General features: G+C 62.3%; 14 protein-coding genes. 5 read left to right on the top strand and 9 right to left on the bottom strand.

The features are described from left to right. Window positions 1-31 precede the first annotated feature (31 nt). Window positions 32-1,876: an ABC transporter ATP-binding protein gene (locus BEN49_RS19135; RefSeq protein WP_070746042.1), complete on the top strand. Its 1,845-nt coding sequence runs from the start codon at window positions 32-34 to the stop codon at window positions 1,874-1,876. Between the two features lie 31 nt (window positions 1,877-1,907). Here BEN49_RS19135 and BEN49_RS27180 read toward each other — a convergent pair whose 3' ends face one another. Further along, window positions 1,908-2,498 carry a hypothetical protein gene (locus BEN49_RS27180; protein ID WP_125917031.1) on the bottom strand — a complete coding sequence of 197 codons (591 nt, stop codon included), beginning with the start codon at window positions 2,496-2,498 and terminating at the stop codon, window positions 1,908-1,910. Window positions 2,499-2,628: 130 nt separating this feature from the next. Between BEN49_RS27180 and BEN49_RS19130 the strand changes: the two genes are divergently transcribed. Next, window positions 2,629-3,513: a DUF2911 domain-containing protein gene (locus tag BEN49_RS19130; RefSeq protein ID WP_070746041.1), complete on the top strand. Its 885-nt coding sequence runs from the start codon at window positions 2,629-2,631 to the stop codon at window positions 3,511-3,513. 234 nt (window positions 3,514-3,747) lie between these two features. Next, entirely contained in the window at window positions 3,748-4,512 is a 765-nt protein-coding gene (rpiA, locus tag BEN49_RS19125) for a ribose-5-phosphate isomerase RpiA (protein WP_070746040.1), read from the top strand. 109 nt (window positions 4,513-4,621) lie between these two features. Here rpiA and pgl read toward each other — a convergent pair whose 3' ends face one another. The 8 genes from pgl to BEN49_RS19085 form a co-directional block, all read right to left on the bottom strand. After that, on the bottom strand, window positions 4,622-5,344 hold the full coding sequence (pgl, locus tag BEN49_RS19120; RefSeq protein ID WP_070746039.1) for a 6-phosphogluconolactonase: 723 nt from the start codon (window positions 5,342-5,344) through the stop codon (window positions 4,622-4,624). 3 nt (window positions 5,345-5,347) lie between these two features. Next, entirely contained in the window at window positions 5,348-6,862 is a 1,515-nt protein-coding gene (gene zwf / locus BEN49_RS19115) for a glucose-6-phosphate dehydrogenase (protein ID WP_070746038.1), read from the bottom strand. After that, on the bottom strand, window positions 6,863-8,392 hold the full coding sequence (gene gnd, locus BEN49_RS19110) for an NADP-dependent phosphogluconate dehydrogenase (RefSeq protein WP_193415845.1): 1,530 nt from the start codon (window positions 8,390-8,392) through the stop codon (window positions 6,863-6,865). Between the two features lie 180 nt (window positions 8,393-8,572). Continuing rightward, on the bottom strand, window positions 8,573-10,540 hold the full coding sequence (locus BEN49_RS19105) for a CocE/NonD family hydrolase (RefSeq protein ID WP_070746037.1): 1,968 nt from the start codon (window positions 10,538-10,540) through the stop codon (window positions 8,573-8,575). A gap of 96 nt (window positions 10,541-10,636) precedes the next feature. Then, window positions 10,637-12,019, bottom strand: coding sequence for an aspartate kinase (locus tag BEN49_RS19100; RefSeq protein WP_070746036.1), 1,383 nt, complete (start codon window positions 12,017-12,019; stop codon window positions 10,637-10,639). Window positions 12,020-12,268: 249 nt separating this feature from the next. After that, a complete protein-coding gene (locus BEN49_RS19095) occupies window positions 12,269-12,829 on the bottom strand; it encodes a transposase (protein WP_070746035.1) in 561 nt (186 codons plus the stop codon). 233 nt (window positions 12,830-13,062) lie between these two features. After that, window positions 13,063-15,741, bottom strand: coding sequence for a PIG-L family deacetylase (locus BEN49_RS19090; protein ID WP_070746034.1), 2,679 nt, complete (start codon window positions 15,739-15,741; stop codon window positions 13,063-13,065). 209 nt (window positions 15,742-15,950) lie between these two features. Further along, on the bottom strand, window positions 15,951-16,544 hold the full coding sequence (locus tag BEN49_RS19085) for a hypothetical protein (protein WP_070746033.1): 594 nt from the start codon (window positions 16,542-16,544) through the stop codon (window positions 15,951-15,953). 335 nt (window positions 16,545-16,879) lie between these two features. On the opposite strand from BEN49_RS19085, the gene BEN49_RS19080 reads away from it, so the two are divergent. Continuing rightward, the gene (locus tag BEN49_RS19080; RefSeq protein ID WP_083326252.1) at window positions 16,880-18,619 is read left to right on the top strand and encodes a S8 family peptidase; all 1,740 of its coding nucleotides are present in this window, start codon (window positions 16,880-16,882) and stop codon (window positions 18,617-18,619) included. Window positions 18,620-18,805: 186 nt separating this feature from the next. After that, on the top strand, window positions 18,806-19,633 hold the full coding sequence (locus BEN49_RS19075) for an MOSC domain-containing protein (RefSeq protein WP_070746032.1): 828 nt from the start codon (window positions 18,806-18,808) through the stop codon (window positions 19,631-19,633). The last annotated feature ends 162 nt before the right edge of the window (window positions 19,634-19,795 follow it).

The raw sequence follows: 19,795 nt of genomic DNA, 5'->3' as shown, positions 1-19,795 counted from the left end.
ACGGCGCACCCCGATACCTGCGCCACCAGCTATGGCCCGAAGCGGACTTAACACCAGTGGTGCCGGCCTTGTGCCCGACGCCCCCAAGCCCAAAGTAACCAAAGAGTCGTTCAAGCGCAGCCTGCGGATTTTCCGGTTCGTACTGCCTTACCGCACCAAATTCCTGGTGGGCCTGTTGATGCTGGTGCTCAGCAGCAGCACGTTCATGGCGTTTCCGTGGGTGGCGGGCAAGCTGGTGGACGCGGCCAACAACAAGCCCTACGTGCTGCCCGGCGGCACGGTGTTCGACATCAACCGCATTGCCCTCACGCTGTTTTTGGTCATCGTGCTGCAAGGGTTTTTCTCGTTTGGGCGCGTGTGGTTTTTCACGCAGGTGAGCGAGTTTGCGGTGCGCGACCTGCGGCAGGCCATCTACGCCAAGTTCGTGCAGCTGCCCATCCCCTTCTTTGAGCAGAACCGCGTGGGGGCCCTAATCTCGCGCATCACCTCCGACGTGGCCCAGGTGCAGGACGCCTTTTCGCTGACGCTGGCCGAGCTATTCCGGCAGGTGTTCACGCTGCTGGGCGGCATCGTGTTCATCATGGTGGTGTCGGTGAAGCTCTCGCTGTTCATGCTCGTCACGTTCCCGCCCATCGTACTGGTGGCCGGGCTGTTCGGGCGCAAAATCCGCACCCTGGCTAAAACCACGCAGCTGGAGCTGGCCAACGCCAACGTCATCGTGGAGGAAACCATCCAGTCCATCAACTCGGTGAAAGCCTTCACCAACGAGCGGTTCGAAATTGGCCGCTACGACGCTTCACTGGGGCGGGCCGTGCAGGCGGCACTGCAAAGCAACCTCTACCGAGGCGGCTTTATCTCGTTTGTAATCATTGGGTTGTTCGGCGGCATCATCTTGGTGCTGTGGCGCGGGGCCACCCTGGTGCACGCCACCGGCCCCGACCACCTGGAAATTGGCCAGCTCGTCACGTTCATCATCTACACGGCCTTCATCGGGGCTTCGGTGGCGGGCCTGGGCGAGCTCTACGGCAAGGTGCAGAGCATCCTGGGGGCCACCGAGCACATCCGCGAAGTGCTGGACGAAACGCCCGAGCCCACCCACCTCGCGCCGCCCGTTGGCCTGGTACCGGACCAGCTCGCCGGCGACATTCGCTACGAGCACGTGGCCTTCCACTACCCCACGCGGCCCGACATTGCGGTGCTGCAAGACATTGATTTCCACATCAAGCCGGGCGAAAAAATTGCGCTCGTGGGCCCCAGCGGCGCGGGCAAAAGCACCATCGCCAGCCTACTGATGCAGTTTTACCAGCTCAGCGGGGGCCGCATCCTCGTCGATGGCCAGCCCGTGGGGGCCTACGACCTCACCGCGCTGCGCCGCCACATCGGCATTGTGCCGCAGGAAACGCTGCTCTTCGGCGGCACCATCCGCGAGAACATTGCCTACGGCAAGCCCATCGCCACCGACGACGAAATCATCGCCGCCGCCCGCCAGGCCAACGCCTGGCAGTTCATCAGCTCCTTCCCCGAGGGCCTCGACGCCGTGGTGGGCGACCGCGGCATCAAGCTCTCGGGCGGGCAGCGCCAGCGCGTGGCCATCGCCCGCGCCATCCTGAAAAATCCCGCCATCCTCATCCTCGACGAAGCCACCTCGGCCCTCGACAGCGAGAGCGAAAAGCTCGTGCAGGGGGCCCTGGACGAGCTGCTCCAGCACCGCACCAGCATCATCATCGCCCACCGCCTCAGCACCATCCGCAAAGTCGATAAAATCCTGGTCATCGACGGCGGCCGCATCGTCGAAGCCGGCTCGCACGACGAGTTGAGCGAGCGGGAAGGAGGGCTATACGCCAACTTGCTGCGCTTGCAGTTTGAGCTGTCGTAAATACCTTGTCAGACACTAGCGCTGCAAATTTTTAACCCACTATCAAGAAGTGGTTATAGTAGTCATCATTCATTGTAAAAAGTTTAGCTTCAGGTATTAGGGCGCTTGTAGTATCGCTAAAACTTATTTCACTACCATTAGTTATTGAGAACAGTCGTTTATAATAGTGAACCAACAAAATATGCAGCGCACCAACAGCGTGCATAGCGTTTTTTAAGTTTGCCTTTGCAAAATCAGTATTCCTGTGATGTTTTACTTTATTATTGGCAGTCCACCAATCTGGTGTTTTATTATCAGAGCCCCAGTTAGACCAAGGCTGTAAATCGATAGAAAAACGAGTCATATGAATGACTTCATCTATCATTCCAGGATAATGGTCTTGTACTACTTTCCGATATTGAGGTTCCTTGTCTGCGTTAGCAGTTGGATTAAGAATTTTACAAAATTCCTTGAGAACCACGTCTGTTTCAGAAGCTGCAGAAAGTAATATTCTAGCAAACTCTATCGAATATGTTAAAGAGTTGGATTGGGTGAATTCAACGTACCGCGATGTATTCTCTAATTGACTTTCGATAGCCAAGTAATAACTCCACTGATGGTTGTAATCTGAAAAACTTGCCATTTTGAATTAATTACGAATTATGTAAGTAGATCTGACTGAGCAAGCACGGCTCTCTCAAAACTACAAAACCCGCGCCCCTGGCGCGGGTTTTGTAGTTTTGGGGTATCAACCATACCTTTTTCCAAGTTCGATGAATTTTCAACTGCTCACTTTCTCTGCCGCTGCCGCTACGGCCATTACCCTGCTGGGGGCCCCCGCGGCTCAGGCTCAAATTAATACCCCGCAGCCCAGCCCCAAAAGCACCGTGATGCAGCGCGTAGGCCTCACCGACGTGACCATCGTGTACTCGCGGCCGGGGGTGAAGAACCGCGCCATTTTCGGCACTGTGCTGCCTTACGGCAAGCGCTGGCGCACGGGCGCCAACGCCACCACCAGCATCAAGTTTTCAGACGATGTGACCATTGAGGGTAAAAAGGTGCCCGCCGGCGAGTACGGCATCTACACCATTCCCGCCGCGGCAGAGTGGACGGTGGTGCTCAACAAAAGCCTGAAGCAAGGCGCTGACGTGGAAGGCTTTAAGGACGCCGACGACGTGGCCCGCTTCACCATCAAGCCCTACAAGCTGGCGGAAAAGGTCGAAACCTTCACCATCGACTTCGCCGACGTGACGCCCGCCACGGCCAACGTGGAAATGACCTGGGCCAACACGGGCGCCAAGTTCAAGATCGTGACTGATGTGGATGGTAAAATCACCGCCCAAATCGACGAGAAAATCATCAAAAACGCCAACCCCGCCCCTGCCGACCTCGCCGCCGCGGCTGTGTACTACAACGACAACAACAAGGACCCCAAGCAGGCCCTGACCTGGATTCAGAAGGCCAACGCCGCCGAGCCCACCAAGTTCTGGAACCTGAACACGGAGGCCAAAATGCGCCTGAAAATGAAGGACTACAAAGGCGCCATCACGGCCGCCGAAGCCTCGAAGAAGGCCGCAATGGCCGCCACGCCCGCCAACGCCGAGTACGTGAAAATGGACGAGGAGCTGATTGCCGAAGCCAAGAAAATGGGCAAATAGGGCCCCTGACCTCCTTAAGCCGTCATGCTAAAAACGGGCAAGGAGGGTCTTACTTGCTTTGTTAGGCCGTCATGCTGAGCGCAGCCGAAGCATCTCTCCCGTTGAGTACATCAATCGCCAAACGATTCAGATTACTCAGCGGGAGAGATGCTTCAGCTGCGCTCAGCATGACGGCCTATTTTGTGCGATATCTCTGCTTTTCTTCCTGCCAAACACCTCTCTCGCCTGCGCCCCATGAACCCAGCCGCCCCCTCCCCCAGCCCCACCGGGGCCCTAACCCTGGCCCAGGAAAAGCAAGTGGCCGCCGCCGCCGCCCTGCGCTGGGTGCGCGACGGCATGCTGCTGGGCTTGGGCACGGGCAGCACCTCGGCCCAGTTCATCATCCAACTGGGGGCAGCGGTGCAGAACGGCCTGAAGGTGCAGGGCACGGCCACCTCCATGGCCAGCGAGGCCCTGGCGCGGCAGCTGGGCATCCCGCTGGTGGAGCCCCGGCGCGGCCTGCGCTTCGACCTGGCCGTGGACGGGGCCGACGAGTTGGACGGCCAGTTGCGCCTGATAAAGGGCGGCGGTGGGGCTCTGCTTCGCGAAAAAGTGCTGGAAACCGCATCCAATTACCTGCTGGTCATCGGCGATTCATCGAAGCTGGTGCCGGTGCTGGGCCGGTTCCCGCTGCCGCTGGAAGTGGTGCCGTTTGCCCTGCCCTGGGTGCTCGATGCGGTGGAGGCCCTGGGTGGGGCCCCGGTGGTGCGCATGGCCCAGTCGGGCGCGGCCGACTACTATTTATCAGACCAGAAAAACCTGATTGTCGACTGCCACTTCGGCCAGATCACCGATGCAGAGCAACTGGCGACGCGGCTCAAAACCATCCCCGGCATCGTGGAACACGGCCTGTTTTTGGGCCTGGCCAAAGCCGCCATCGTGGTGCGCGATGGCGCGGCGCTAGTGCTGCGCCCCGGCGAGGCAGCGCGGCCGGCGACGGAGTTTTCGGAGCTGCCGTAGGGGCACCGGGGGAGGGGTTTCGCGGAATGAGTCTCCCCCAGGGCCCCAAGAAGCAAAAAAGGCCTTGCCACTACGGCAAGGCCTTTTTTGCTTTATCCCGGCTCACTGCTTACTTCAAATCAGCAGCCGCGGCCTCGTCCAGGAACCAGTGCACGTTGCCGCCGGCGGGCGCAATGAGCTGGGCGGGGTACTGGTCCACGTCGCGGGGGCCCTCCAATATTTGCTGGACGGCAATGGCCTTGCCCGCGCCGTACACGAGGAAGGCCGTGGCCCGTGCCTGGTTGAGCAACGGGGCCGTGAGGGTGATTCGGGTCGTGTTCAGCTCGGCCACGAACACGTCCTTCACGCCCACCGCCGCATCGTGCAGCACGGGCGTGTGGGGGAAGAGCGAGGCCGTGTGGGCGTTGTCGCCCAGGCCCAGCAGCACGAGGTCGAACCGCGCGGGCTCATCGCCGAAAAACTCCTCGATGGCCACGCCATACTGCGCCGCCGCCTCGGCCGGAGCCAGGGCGGTATCGACGGCAAAGACGTGGGCGGGCTTGATGGCCAGCGGGTCGAAGAGGGCCTTCTTGGCCATCAAGTAGTTGCTCTCGGGCGAGGTGTGGGGCACGGTGCGTTCATCGCCGAAGAAAAAGTGCACCTTGCCCCAGGCTACCTGGGCGCGGTAGGCATCGGAGGCCAGCAGCTCGTAGAGCTTCTTGGGCGAGCTACCGCCCGACAGCGCCACCGCGAAGCGCCCGCGGGCGGCAATGGCCTGGTTGGCGGTGGCCACAAAAAAGTCGGCCAGGGCCCCCAGCACGGCGTTTTCGGCCGGGAAGATGTGGAGTTCCATGGGCTATTTCTTGCCGTTGAGCGGGAGCGTGAACCAGTGAAAGCCGTCCTTGGCCACTAGGGCTTCGGCGTCTTCGGGGCCCCACGAATCGGCCGAGTAGTTGGGGAAGTTCTGGCTGGTGCGGTTCTGCCACGAGTTCAGGATGGGCATCACCAAATCCCAGGCTTCTTCCACTTGGTCGGCGCGCATAAACAGCGTTTGGTCGCCGAGCATCACATCGAGCAGCAGGGTTTCGTAGGCCTCGGGGGCCTCGCTCACGTAGGTGCCTTTGTAGTCGAACACCATGTCCACGGTGTTCAACATCATGTCCACGCCGGGGCGCTTGGCCTGCACTTGCAAGCGAATGCTCATCTCGGGCTGAATGCTGATAATGAGCCGGTTCTGCCGCATGGTTTCCGCCGTCTCGGGCGAGAAAATCAGGTGCGGCACGTCCTTGAACTGGATGGTGATGACCGAAGACGAGCGGTGCAGGCGCTTGCCCGTGCGCAGGTAGAACGGCACGCCCTGCCAGCGCCAGTTGTCCACGAAAAACTTCACCGCGGCGAAGGTTTCGGTGTTCGACTTGGGGTCGGCGCCGGGCTCCTCGCGGTAGCCGGGCACCTGTTGGCCCTCCATCCAGCCGCTGGCGTACTGGCCGCGTACGGCTTGCTCGCGCACCGTGTCGGGCGTGAAGCGGCGCATGGCGCGCAGCACATCTACCTTGCGGTTGCGCACTTCCTCGGCCGAAAAGCTCACCGGCGGCTCCATCGCCACGATGCAGAGCAGCTGCAACAGGTGGTTCTGAATCATGTCGCGCAGGGCCCCCGAACCGTCGTAGTAGCCCGTGCGCTCGCCCACGCCGAGCTGCTCGGTCACCGAAATCTGCACGTGCTCGATGCTGTTGCGATTCCAGAGCGGCTCCATAATGGCATTCGCAAAGCGGAAGGCCATGATGTTTTGCACCGTTTCCTTGCCCAGGTAGTGGTCGATGCGGTAAATCTGCTTCTCCTGAAAGATGCGGCCCAGCAGCGCGTTCAGCTCTTTGGCCGAAGCGGCGTCGTGCCCAAACGGCTTTTCAATCACGATGCGCGTGCACCCAGCATCTTCCGTCAGGCCGGCCTTGGCCAGATTTTCGGCGATGATGGGGAAGAAATTGGGGGCTACCGCCAGGTAGTAGATGACGTTGGCCGTGGCCTTCCACTCGGCTTCCAAGGCCTTTATTTTCTTGCCAAAGTCGCGGTAGGTTTTGGCGTCCTGCACGTCGGCCGCTTGGTAGTAGATGTTGGGCGCGAAGCCCTGCCACTGCTCGTCGGTTACCTTGCCGCTGCGCGAAAACTTGTTCACGTCGCCCAGCACCCGGGCCCGGAAGTCGTCGTCGGTGAGCTTGGTGCGGCCCGTGCCAATAAAGGCAAAGTGCTCGGGCATCCAGCCTTCCAAGTACAGGTTGTAGAGGGCCGGGGCCAGCTTGCGGGCGTTCAGGTCGCCGGTGCCGCCGAAAATGACGAACACCGTCGGCTGCGATTTTAGGAGGGCGTTCATTTACGATTGTGTTTTAGCGGGCTCCACGTTCGACTCTTTGGTGCCGGCCACGGGCGGTGTGGTGGGCTTTTGGTTAGCTTCGTGCCCGGCGGGGGCTTCCGCTTTGGCGCGCAGGCCGGTCCACTGGGTGTGGAACACGCCTTCCTTGCCCACCAGCTCGTAGGTGTGGGCCCCGAAGTAGTCGCGCTGGGCCTGGATGAGGTTCGAGGGCAGTCGCGCCGTGCGGAAGGCGTCGAAGTAGCCCAGCGCCGAGGTGTAGGCCGGCACGGCCACGCCGGCCGCCACGGCGGCGCCCACCACGGCGCGCATACCGGGCACAGCGCCCTGCACCAGGGCAGCTACGCCGCCGTCCAGCAGCAAGTGGGCCAAGTTGTTGTCGCGCTCGAAGGCGTTGAAGATGTCGTTCAGAAAGGTGGAGCGGATAATGCAGCCGCCGCGCCAGATTTTGGCGATGGTGGCCAGGTGCAGGTCGTACTTGTACTCGGCCGAGGCCTGGGCCAGCAGGTGCATGCCCTGGGCGTAGCTCATAATCATGCTGAAGTAGAAGGCCTGCTCCAACTGCTTGATCAGCTCGTCCTTATCGCCAGCCAGGGCCCCGGCCGCAGGACCGTACTGCTCAGCCAGCTGCCCGCGCAGTTGCTTGTACTTCGAGAGGTCGCGCATCGACACGGCCGTGTCGATGGTCGGGACGGGGGCCTGCAAGTCCATGGCCACCTGCGAGGTCCACTTGCCGGTGCCCTTCGAGCGGGCTTCGTCCTTGATGTCGTCGAGCAGCAGGTGGTCGGTATCGGGGGCGTTGAAAGCGAAAATATCCTTCGTGATATCGACCAGGAACGACTGCAAGCGGCCTTCGTTCCACTGCGTGAACACCTGGCCGATGGCGGCGTTATCCAGGCCCAGGCCGGTTTTGAGCACGCCGTAGGTTTCGGCAATCAGCTCCATCAGGCCGTACTCGATGCCGTTGTGCACCATCTTCACGAAGTGGCCGGCCGCGCCGGGGCCCATGTAGGCCACGCAGGGGGCCCCGTCCACCTCGGCCGCAATGGCCTCGAACACGGGTTGCATGGTTTTGTAGGCGTCGGCGTCGCCGCCGGGCATCATGCTGGGGCCAAACCGGGCCCCTTCTTCGCCGCCCGACACGCCCATGCCGAAGAAGTGAAAGCCTTTGGTTTCCAAATCCTTGGCCCGGCGCTCGGTGTCGGTAAAGTGCGAGTTGCCGCCGTCCACGAGGATGTCGCCGGGGCTCAGCAGCGGCAGCATGTCGGCAATCACGCTGTCCACAATGGCGCCGGCGGGCACCAGCATCATGATGGCGCGGGGCGTTTTGATGCTCTGCACGAAGGCCTTGGGGTCAGTGAAGCCCCGCACGGGCTTGCCTTCGCCTTCCTGGGCCAGCAGGTCAATCTGCTTCTGATTCTTGTCGTAGCCGGCAACGGCAAAACCGTGGTCGGCCATGTTTAGCAGCAAGTTGCGGCCCATGGTGCCGAGACCAATCATGCCGAACGTAAATTCCGTGGGGTTGGGGCTCATCAGGTGTAGCGAAGGTTAAGGGTAAATACGTGCCCGTCTCAGCCGGGCGTGAAAAACAAGCGAGACACAAGCCCTGGTATACGCCCAATTGGGCCCCAAGGCTGTCCGCCGGCCGCAATTGCGGCCGGCCGCAACAAAGAAAAGCCCCACCTTAGGTTGTGAGGCCCTAATCGGGAAACGCTACGGCAGCACTTTTACCGTCAGCTGCGAGGCGTGCTCGGGGCTGAAGTAAAGGCGGTGCGTCGCGGCCTGGAAGTCCGACTCGCTGGCCTCGAAGATGTTCTCGACGTACGTCTGCGGGTTGCGGTCGACGAGTGGGAACCACGTGCTTTGTACCTGCACCATCAGCCGGTGGCCGGGGCGGAAGGTGTGCATCAGGTCCTGCAACGTGAAGGGCACGGGGGTGACCTGCCCCGCCACGAAGGGCTTGGGCTGGCTGAAGCTCTCGCGGAAACGGCCGCGCATGACCTCGGAGCGCACCAGCTGCTGGTAGCCGCCGAGGTGCACACCGGGCGCGGTGCGGGGGTCGTCGGGCGTGTCGTCGGGGTACACGTCGATGATTTTCACGACCCAGTCGGCGTCGGTGCCGGTGGTGGCCACCTGCAGCAGCGCCTGAATGGGGCCGGCCAGCGTGAGCGGGTTCGTGAGCACGTCGGTCTGGTAGGTGAGCACGTCGGGGCGGCGGCTGGCGAAGCGCTGGTCGTCGGTCATGTACTCCTTAGTCATGGCCAGGACGGTGGCTTCGGTGTAGGGCACGGGGTGTGCCGGGTCGCTCACGAACTGGCGGAAGCCGAAGCCCGTGACGGCGCCTGGCTTCTCAAACCCAATTTTGCCGCCGGGCTGGAAGTAGAGCGTGCGCTCCTGCGCGGCTTTGGGCGGCCAGGCATCAAAAGTGCGCCACTGGTTGGTGCCGCTCTCGAATACAATGGCTTCAGGCAGCTGGGCAGCGGCCGTGGGCTTGTCGTCTTTCAGGTAAGCCTTGAAGAAGGGCGCTTCCACGTATTGCTGGTACCAGCGCGAGGGCGAGGGGCCATAATTCACGTTGCCCACTATCTCCCCGGTGTAGGCGTGGGCCCAGCCGCCGTGCACCCAGGGGCCCATCACGAGGCGGTTGGACAGGCCCGGGTTTTGCTGCTCGATGGCCGCGTAGGTGTGCAGGGCCCCGAACAGGTCCTCGGCATCGTTGAAGCCGCCCACGGTGAGCACCGCCGCTTTCAGGTCGTGCAGGTGCGGACGCGGGTTGCGGGCCTGCCAGAAGGCGTCGTAGTTGGGGTGCGCCACTAGGTCGTTCCAGTGCTTGACCCGGCCGTGGAAGAGCTGGGCGTTGACGTTTTTCAGCGGGCCCAAGCGTTGGTAGAACGCGTAGCCGTCGTTGCCGGGAATTTGCATGCCCTCGTGCCACTTGGCGGTGGGCTGCGGCCGGGGCTGGCCAAAGAGGTCCCAAAACCATACCTGCTCCGCCAGAAAAAACGCGCCGTTGTGGTGGTCGTCGTCCCAGAACCAGTCCGTGACGGGGGCCTGCGGGCTGGCCGCCTTCAGAGCGGGGTGGCGGCTGAGCAAACCCACCGTGGTGTAGAAGCCGGGGTACGAAACGCCCCACTGCCCCACGCGGCCGTTGTTTTTGGGACCTTTCTGGAGCAGGTACTCAACCGTGTCGAAAGTGTCGGTGCTCTCGTCGATGCCCTGCTTGCCGCGGTACTGGTCCTTCTCGGGGCGCACGTCCTCAAACACGCCTTCCGACAGGAAAGCGCCGCGCACGTCCTGCAAAGCAAAAATATAGCCCTCGTGTAGCATGGTGCTGTTCGGGCTGACGCTGTGGATGACGGTGGTGAGGCCCCGCCACGCGTAGGGCCCCGGCCCGTAGGGGCCCGCCGAATACGGCGTGCGGTTAAGCAGGATGGGGTAGCGCACCCGGTCGGCATCTTTGGGCACGTACACCACGGTGTGCAGCTTTACTCCGTCGCGCATCGGGATTCGATACTCCAGCTTGTTGTAGTGCGCGCGGGCGTAGAGCGTGTCGGCCATTAATCGGGCCCGCGCCGCGGCGTCGCTCACGCGCACGGTATCGGGCGGCAGCACAGGCGACTGCGCCCGGGCGGCGGAGGCCCCCAGCACCAGCAGAGCAGCGAAGCATAGGTATTTTTCCATGTTTCAAATGTAGCGTGGACTTTGTAGTCCGCACCGCACGCTTCGTCCGGTCGTAAACCGGGCCGCGGCGCGGACTACAAGGTCCGCGATACGCGGCTACCCATCGGCCAAGCTCTGGTTCAGGGCAATGATGGCCGCCTTGTAGTCTTCGCGGGCCACGATGAACTGGATGTTGACCTTGCGCAGCGCGAAGCCGGCGCTCCTGATGTTGACGCCCGCTTCGGCCAGGGCCCCGGCGGCCTGGGCCAGCAGGCCGGGCCGGTCGATGTTGGAGCCGATGAGACAGACCATGGCCGTTTTTTCCACGGCTACTTTCTCATACTTGGCTTCGAGGCGCGGCACCAGGGCGTTTTTCAGGTCCTTCTCCCAAATCAGCACCGAGATGCTGTTGGCGCTGGTGGCCTTGAAAGCGTAGCTGATGCCCAGCTCAAAAAAGATCTGCATGATGTGCAGGTCGAAGCCGGCCGTGCCCACCATCTGCGGGTCGTACACGTCCACCATCACCACCTTGTCGGTGCCCGTAATCACCTCCACCCGCGTCTGGGCCGACACGTAGTCCTTGGTAATCAGGGTACCGGCGTGGGCGGGCTCGAAGGTGTTCTTGATGCGCAGGTTGATGCCGTTGATTTCGAGCGGCTTCGACGCCTTGGGGTGGATGGCCTCCATGCCCACGTCGGCCAGCTGGTCGGCCACGTCGTAGTTGGTGGCCCCCACCGGGCGGCAGTGGCCCAGGCCCACCAGCCCGGGGTCGGCCGAGCACAGGTGGTACTCCTTGTGGATGATGGCCTCCTGGGGCCGCACCGCCACGGCTATCTTGCTGAAGGTCACCTCCGAATAGCCGCGGTCAAACTCCCGCATAATGCCCTCCGTGCCCTTGGTGTAGCCGGTGGCGATGCAGATGGTTTCGGCGAACGTGATGCCCTTGAACGCTTCACTGATGCGCTCGTCGATGGTGTAGGGCTTGTGGTCGTGGAAGCCGCTCAAATCCACCAGCGTGGCGTGCACGCCCTTGTTTTGCAGAATGTTGACGGAGTTGAACGCCGCGTGCGCCTCGCCGATAGAGGCCAGGATTTCGCGGGCCGCTTGCAGGATGTTTTCGCTGCTCACGTAGCCCGAGGCCAGCACGTTCACCAGGCTGTCGAGGTAAGTTTTGGCGTCCTGCATCCGCTGCTCGATGAAGGCGTCAGCGGCGGCCAGGTCGAGGCCCAGCGGCACGTACTGCTGGTTCAGGGCCTTGAGCTGGGCCGTCACGTCGCGCAGCGATTCGTGGAACTCCTTAAACTCGCTGATGCGGTGGTACACGCCGGGCGCGCCGGTTTTCTTGTTCTCCAGCAGCCAGTTGGTCACGCCCGCGTAGGCCGACACCACGAAGATGCGGTTGTACAATTCGGGGCCCCGGCGGTTATAAAAGATGATGTTGTTGAGCACGTCGCCAAAGGCGCTCATCGACGTGCCGCCGATTTTTTCTACTGTCAGCACTGGGTTTTGCAGAATGGATGAGCGGCAAACTTAGCCACGGGGCCCCGGTAGCGGAATGAAATAGCCAGCGGAAACGCACAACTGGGTGGTCCGGCGACTTTTTCAGTCGTCGGGCCACTCTTGCTATTGAACAGCTCTTGCTACCGAACCGCTCTTACAATTACCGAACACTGGCCCCAGGCAAACGCCAGAGTGGCCCGACGACTGAAAAAGTCGCCGGACCACCCCGCTTCATAGCCGCTCCACTGATCAGTACAATAGGGCCCCAGCCCCATCAGGCAGTGTTTGCAGTAGCAAACAGCGCATTTCAACAGGGTCGGCGGGGAGGTCCAGCAACTCAGCCGCCAGTGGCCGGGCGCACAATTGGCCGCTGCGCAGCCCTGTGTAGTCGCGAAACGAAGACCAGGGCCAGGTGCCCGGTTCTGCTTCTAGTGCAGCCCGCAGCGGGTTTTGGTGGACGTAGCAGAAACATTGAAGCAAATATTCTGGCGAGGCCAGTTCCTTCGCTTGGTACTGCTGCTGAAACAGTGAGCCAGTGCGCGTCTCCTGCTTTTGAATGGCCCGTGTGTAAGAGCTAAAGAACGTGCCCAGGTCTTGCGCCAACCGGGCCCCAATGGCCCCATCTTTCACTCGCACCAGCCAATGGTAATGATTTGGCATTAGGCACCACGCCAGCACATCAGCGTGCGGCAGCAGATGCTTGCGCATCTTTCCCAGAAAATACCGATAGTTATCCTTATTAAAGAATATCGGCTCCCGGTTATTGCCCCGGTTGTAAATGTGGTAGATACCGCCGGGCTGAAACTTCATAGCAAGCGTAAAATACACTGATAACCGGGTGCAGTGGTCCGGCGACTTTTTCAGTCGTCGGGCCACTCTGACGCAATAACGATTTGGATTAAAGCAACAGACTCGGAGCTTAGTATCTACTTATTAGTTTCTCTCACCTACCAACGCCGCCGTTGGGGCCCCTATTCGCCTCCTAACGCCAGAGTGGCCCGACGACTGAAAAAGTCGCCGGACCACTGCACCCGGTTACTCCCCTACTTGCCCAGCGACACCATGTTGGTGAGGATACGGTAGGCACCGGGCACGCCGGCGGGCAGCTCGCGGAACAGCGAGAGGCCGGTGTAGATGTAGTGGCCCTTGCCGTAGTCGGCCACCAGGATGGCGCTTTGCTTGGGCGTTTCGCCGGGGTCGCTGCTGGCGATGATGGGCGTGTAGTGCGCGTCCCAGGCCGAAGGGTAGTAGAGACCCTGCTCCTGCACCCAGCCCTCGAAGTCCTTGGCCGTGATTTTGTTGGGCACGTTCAGCAGCGGGCTTTTGGGTTGCAGGAACGTGACGGGGGCCCCCTCCACCGTCACCCGGTCGTTGGAAAGCGTGAGTGGGTAGGGCCCGATCTGAGGCAGCACAGTGCCGCGGTTCACCACGTACTGCACCACCAAGTTGCCGCCGTTTTCGACGTACTTGAGCAGCTGGGGCTGCTGGGTTTTGAGGCGGTCGAGCACGTTGTAGGCCCGCACGCCGAGCACCACGGCATCGTAGCGGGCGAGGTGCTCGGCGGTGAGGTCGGTGGCGGGGTTGAGGAGCGTGACGGTGTAGCCGAGCTGCCGCAGGGCCTCGGGCACCTCGTCGCCGGCGCCCATTAGGTAGCCCACGTTCTGGCCCCGGCGCTGCACGTTCAGTTTCACCAGCGGCGCCACGGCCTCCGGGAACAGCGTTTGGGTGGGGATGTGCGGGTAGTCGATGGTTTGGATGCCGCGGGTGTAGGCCTGGCCGTCCACGGTGGCCACGGCGCGCACTTCGGCCTTGCCCTCGGGGGCCCCGGGGCCCGGGCGCAGCGTGAAGTTGACGGTCTGCTCATCTTCCTTGTTCTTCAAATCGAAGGCCGCCGTAGCCGGCTCGACCTGCCAGCCGGTGGGCACCTGCAAGGCCAGGGCCCCACGCACCCCGGCGCGCCCGGCCCGCAGCGTCACGGGAACGGTTTTGGGCTGCTGGTCGGCAAACACGTAGGCGCGGGCGGCGGGGATATTCACCATCACCGGCGGCACCACCACCAGCGGCTGGTACAGTTCGCCCAGCGTGGGGTCGGTGTGCTTGTATTGGACGGGAATTCTATACCCAATCTGCGTACCTGCAACTCGTAGATTAATGGCAATTTCAGTAACCGAGTAGTTCTCAGGTTGACCTATTATCTGTTGTCTGTTTATTCCACCATCATAGTTTGCGCTCCACGCATCACCGCCAGAAGTGCAAGCAGGTTTCACAATGTCAGGAATAGCATACATGCCAATGCTGCCGGTTTTCCGTAACCAGTAAGGTTGGGAAACAGATTCATTGCTTGGCACAAACACGTCCACTGTTTGAATAAAGGAAGTATTCGGAAGCAAAGTCTTGCCGATTTTAACGCTACGCCGAGTAGTAAGGCATAACGCTAATTGAGACTCCCCCGGCTTCTTTATTGTCGAATCAGCTGGAATATCATAGCTAATTCCATCAAGTTCGACCGGAATTAACGAACGTGAAAGCCCTTCGAATTTCACAGCAATTGTCTTTCCTGGCGTGGCCGTAGCTTCGCTAGCAATAGCTTCGAAATTCAATCCTAGGCTAGCTACTATTAGTTTTTGTATTTCGTTCAGCTTTTCAACAGCCCAGAAACTCTGAGCAGGAAAGTATCTCACCCGCTCATCTGCTGGAGCTTTTGGCATAGCCATGCGCTGCAACAACTCCCGCACCTTCAGTAGCCCCGCCACGCTGGCACTTGGGTTGCTGGGGTTGTATTTCCGAATCACCTCGTCAATCATCTTCCCAATGGCTGCGCCGCCGGGCACGCGGTTCCAGGTTTGGTCCACGCCATCGAACAAATCTTTCGCCGCCGGGGCCCCTTTCACGGGTTGGAAATACTCCAGCGCCTCGCCGCGGGTGGCGGCCGAGCCGAAGCCCTGGCTGCGGTGGCTGGAGCGGCTGCGGGCCGCAATTTCGCCGTAGCTCTGGCCCAGCAGCGGGTTATAGCCGCCCGCGTCGAGGCCGAGGTAGCCGCTCATGTTTTCGCCGGGCTTCACGAAGAAGCTGCCGGTGTTCCAGAGCAGGCGCTTGGGCTGCCAGGCTTGCACGTACTTCAGCTGCTCGGGGAAGCGCTTGGGGTCGCCGGCGGCGTCGAAGGCTTCGGCGGCCAGGATGGCGCTGGCCTGGTGGTGGCCGTGGCCGGCGCGCGGGTCGGGCGGGAAGCGGGTGATGAGCACGTCGGGCCGGCGCTGGCGGATGACCCACACCATGTCGGCCAGCACCTGCTCCTTGTCCCAGATGGTGAAGGTTTCGGCCGACGTTTTGGAGAACCCGAAGTCATTGGCGCGGGTGAAAAACTGGTGGCCGCCGTCGATACGCCGCGCCGCGAGCAACTCCTGCGTGCGGATGACGCCGAGCTGCTCGCGCAGCTCGGGGCCGATGAGGTCCTGGCCGCCGTCGCCGCGGGTGCAGCTCAGGTAGCTGGTTTCGAGCAGGCGGCCGTTGGCGAAGTAGGCGATGAGGCGCGTGTTCTCGTCGTCGGGGTGGGCGGCGATGTACATCACCGAGCCCAGCACGTTGAGCTTTTTCAAGCCCAGCAAAATATCGGACGATGTGTAGGTTTTAGGGGCCTGGGCCTTGGTTTCAGTTAACAAGGTGCAGTTAACAACAAGCAGGGCCAGGCAGAGGCGGGCAGCGGTGCGGAGCGAGAGGGGCATAGAAGAGCAAACCGGTTCGGGGCGCGAAGTTACCGGCCGCGGGCACGTCGGGCGCTTTTCGCGCCGGGCTGCCGGCTTTTCCGCCGGCTGCCCGGTAATCGTTGTGGGCCTGGTGAGCGGGGGCCCCATGGACGGCAACTTCCCAGGGGCTGCTACACTTCTGCAACGATTAGCGGGCAGCCGGCGGAAAAGCCGGCAGCCCGCCCCGTTCAATATAGGCGTTGGTGCACCCGGTCGGGATCAATAAGCTGCGCCGATTCCGTTAAAAAGTGCTTGCCATCGGCTGGTAAGTCCAGCAGTTCGCGGCCTAGCTTTTGGTCGCACATGGTGCCTTGGCGCAGGCCCGCGTAATCCGGAAATGAACTGTAAGGCCAGGCGGCCAATTCGTGCACGAGGCCGGCCCGCACGGGGTTTTGGTGGATGTAGTGAAAACACGTGGCCGGGTACTCGCCCGCGCCCACCAGCTTGGCTTTGGTGCGGCGTTGGAACCACGAGCCGGTGCGGCCAAACTGCTGGTTCATGCCCTGCGAGAACGAACTCAGTACAGTACCCAGGCCCGATGCCAGCGGCGAGCGCAACGCCCCACCCTTACCTATCGCCGGGACCACCGCCACCGATCCGGGAAATACTAATAGATGGAAATGATTCGGCATTAAGCAATAAGCCAGAATGGGGCAGATCGGCCGCAGGTGCTGCCGCAGCTTGGCCAGAAAGTAGTGGTAGTGCGCGGGCGTATGAAACAGCTGCTGCCCGTTGTTACCCCGGTTGTAGATGTGGTAAAGCGCATCAGCCTGGTAATCCATGCAGGCAAGCTACTGCGCAAGGCAAATATTTGGACGCTCTGCCCGGCCCGGGCTGCCGGCTTTTCGCCGGCTGCCCGGTAATCGTTGAACGGGGCCGGTGAACAGGATAATTGAACAGAGGCAGTGAAATGGGCCGGTGAACAGCAACTTCCCAAGGATGCTACACTTCTGCAACGATTAGCGGGCAGCCGGCGAAAAAGCCGGCAGCCCGCCCCCGGGGCCCCTGACCTTTTCGGCCCCGTACCACCCGCAACGTTTGGGGCCCCGGGCACGTCTTTCGTGCGCTTGCCGTTCCTTTGCCTGTGGCCGCACCGCCGCGGCGTTTTCCTCCCCGCATGACCGTTTTCACCTTCCGCCCCTGGGCGTTTGCCCTGTCCGCCCTAGCTTTCTCGGCTTGCACCCGGGCCGTACCCACCACCACTGCCCAGGGCAACCCCAGCCCGGCCACCGCCACCAGCGTGGCGCTTGCGCCAACCCCGGAGGCCCCGGCCGCCACGCCGCCGCCTGCCACCGTCCTTCCAGGGCCCACGGCCGCCGAGGCCGCCGCCGCCCAGTGGTACCTCAAAGACCCCAAGCTCGACGGCGTGCCCGGCGTGGGCGACACCCGCGCCTACGCCGAGCTGCTGAAAAACCGCGCGCCCACGGCCGTGATTGTGGCCGTGATTGACGGCGGCATCGACACGGCCCACGTCGATTTAAAACCCATTCTGTGGACGAACGCCAAGGAAATTCCCGGCAACGGCCTCGACGACGACAAGAACGGCTACATCGACGACGTGCACGGCTGGAACTTCCTGGGCGGGGCCGACGGCCGCAGCGTGGGCGACGAGTCGCTGGAAGTAACGCGCATCGTGGCCAAGTACCGGCCGCGCTTCAAGGGCAAGCTGCGCACGGCCGTGCCGGTGGCCCAGCGCCCCGAGTTTGACCTGTACACCAAGGCCGAAAAGGCCTTCACCACCCGCACCAAGCAGGAAACCGAGCGCGCCGCCCAGGTGGAGGACATGGCCGGCCCGCTGAAAATGATGGTGGGGGCCCTGAAAAAGGACCTCGGCGTGGAGCGCCTCGACACCGCCACGCTGCGCAAGGCCCAGTCCAGCAACGAAAACATGCGCAACCTGAGCCGGGCCCTCGACCAGAACCTGCGCCAGATGGGCCTGGCCGATACCGATGCCTTGGAAAAAGAGCTGGAAAGCGGCGCCAAAGAGGAGCGCAACCTGCTCGACAACTCCTTGAACCTGAGCTTTAACCCGCGGGCTGAAATCGTAAAGGACAACCCCGACGACGTGAACGAGCGCTTCTACGGCAACAACGACCTGCACGGACCCGACCCGCTGCACGGCACCCACGTATCGGGCATTATTGCCGCCGTGCGCGACAACAACCTCGGCGTGCAGGGCGTGGCGGGGCCCCTGGTGCGCATCATGACGGTGCGGGCCGTGCCCAACGGCGACGAGCGCGACAAGGACGTGGCCAACGGCATCCGCTACGCCGTGGATAACGGCGCCAAGGTCATCAACATGAGCTTCGGCAAGGAATTCTCGCCCGAGCGCCCGGCCGTGGAGGCCGCCTTCAAGTACGCCGCCGCCCACGATGTGCTGTTGGTGCACGCCGCGGGTAATGAGAACGATAACCTCGACGTGAGCAACCATTACCCGGCCGCCCTCACCCTCGCCGGCCAGCCCTTCCCCAACCTGCTCACGGTGGGCGCCAGCAGCGCGAAGGACGACGCCAGCCTTCCCGCCGAGTTCTCGAACTACGGCAAGAAGCAGGTCGACGTGTTCGCGCCCGGCGTGGCCATTTACAGCACCCTGCCCGGCAACACCTACGGCATGGAAAGCGGCACCAGCATGGCCTCGCCCGTGACGGCCGGCGTGGCGGCGGTCCTCAAATCGTACTTCCCCACCCTTACCGCCGTGCAGCTCAAGGACATCATCCGGCGCTCGGCGCAGGTGCACCACACGATGGTGAGTGTGCCCGGCACCGACAAAAAAGCCGATTTCACCACGCTCTCCATCACCGGCGGCGTGGTCGATTTGTACGAGGCCATCAAGCTGGCCGAAACGGTGGCCAAGTAAATAGCTTGTTCTTTGGGCGGGCCTCAAAGGCCGTCATGCTGAGCGCAGCCGAAGCAACTCTATCGCAGCAGTAAATAATTGCTCAACGGGAGAGTGCTTCGACTGCGCTCAGCATGACGGCCTTTATTATTTCGCTGCTCCCACGCCTTTGAGGCCCCAACGTCGCCCAGCGCCTAATTTTGCGCCATGCCCGACGCCTCCCTCACGCTTTCGCAGCTCCTGATTTACCCTATCAAGTCGCTCGGCGGCGTGGCCGTGGCCGAGGCCAAGGTTACGCCCCAGGGGCTGCGCCACGACCGCCGCTGGCTGCTGGTGGACGCCAAAAATCAGTTCCTCACCCAGCGCCAGCACCCCGAGCTGGCCCTGCTGGCCGTGGCCGCGGCCCACAACGGCTGGCTGCTCACGCACCGCCAGCGGCCCGAGCTGCTGCCCCTCTACATCCCGTTCGAGGCCACGCCCGAGCGCACGCTGTTCGTCACGATTTGGGACGATTTGGTGTGGGCCTGGCGGGGCCCCGCGGTGGCCGATGAATGGCTAAGCCGGGCCCTGGACCGCGAAATCCGGCTGGTGTACATGTCCGACATGGTGCGGCGCGACGTGGAGCCCGAGCGCAACCCCGAGGGCCAAGTCGTGAGCTTCGCCGACGCCTACCCGTTCCTACTTATCGGCGAAGCCGCCCTGGCCGACCTCAACCAGCGCCTGCCCGCGCCCGTGCTCTTGAACCGCTTCCGGCCCAACCTGGTGTTCAGCGGGGGCCCCGCCTACGACGACGACGCCTGGGCCGAGTTCCGGGTGGGCGAAGTGCCCTTTCGGGCCGTGAAGGGCTGCGCCCGCTGCGTAATGACCACCATCGACCAGCAAACCGCCACCAAAACCCCGCAGGGCGAGCCCCTGCGCACGCTGGCCAGCTACCGCAGCACCGGCAGCAAAGTATTGTTCGGCCAGAACGTGACGGGCCCCGGCCACGGCCACCTGCGCGTGGGCGACGCCGTAACGGTGCTCCGCCGCCGGTAGCGGGCCGGTGGCTGTCGGAAAGCAGCCCGTGCCATGCGCCAATCCAAACAGCTAGCGGCGGCCTAAAACGGGGATGGTCCGGCGACTTTTTCAGTCGTCGCACTCTGACTAAAGAACAGGGGCCCCGGGGCAATGATCAGAGTGGCCCGAACGACTGAAAAA

Source organism: Hymenobacter coccineus (assembly GCF_001816125.1).
In the GTDB taxonomy this organism is placed as follows: domain Bacteria; phylum Bacteroidota; class Bacteroidia; order Cytophagales; family Hymenobacteraceae; genus Hymenobacter; species Hymenobacter coccineus.
The sequence above is the reverse complement of the archived record's forward strand: the minus strand, read 5'-3'. Positions and strand labels throughout refer to the sequence as shown.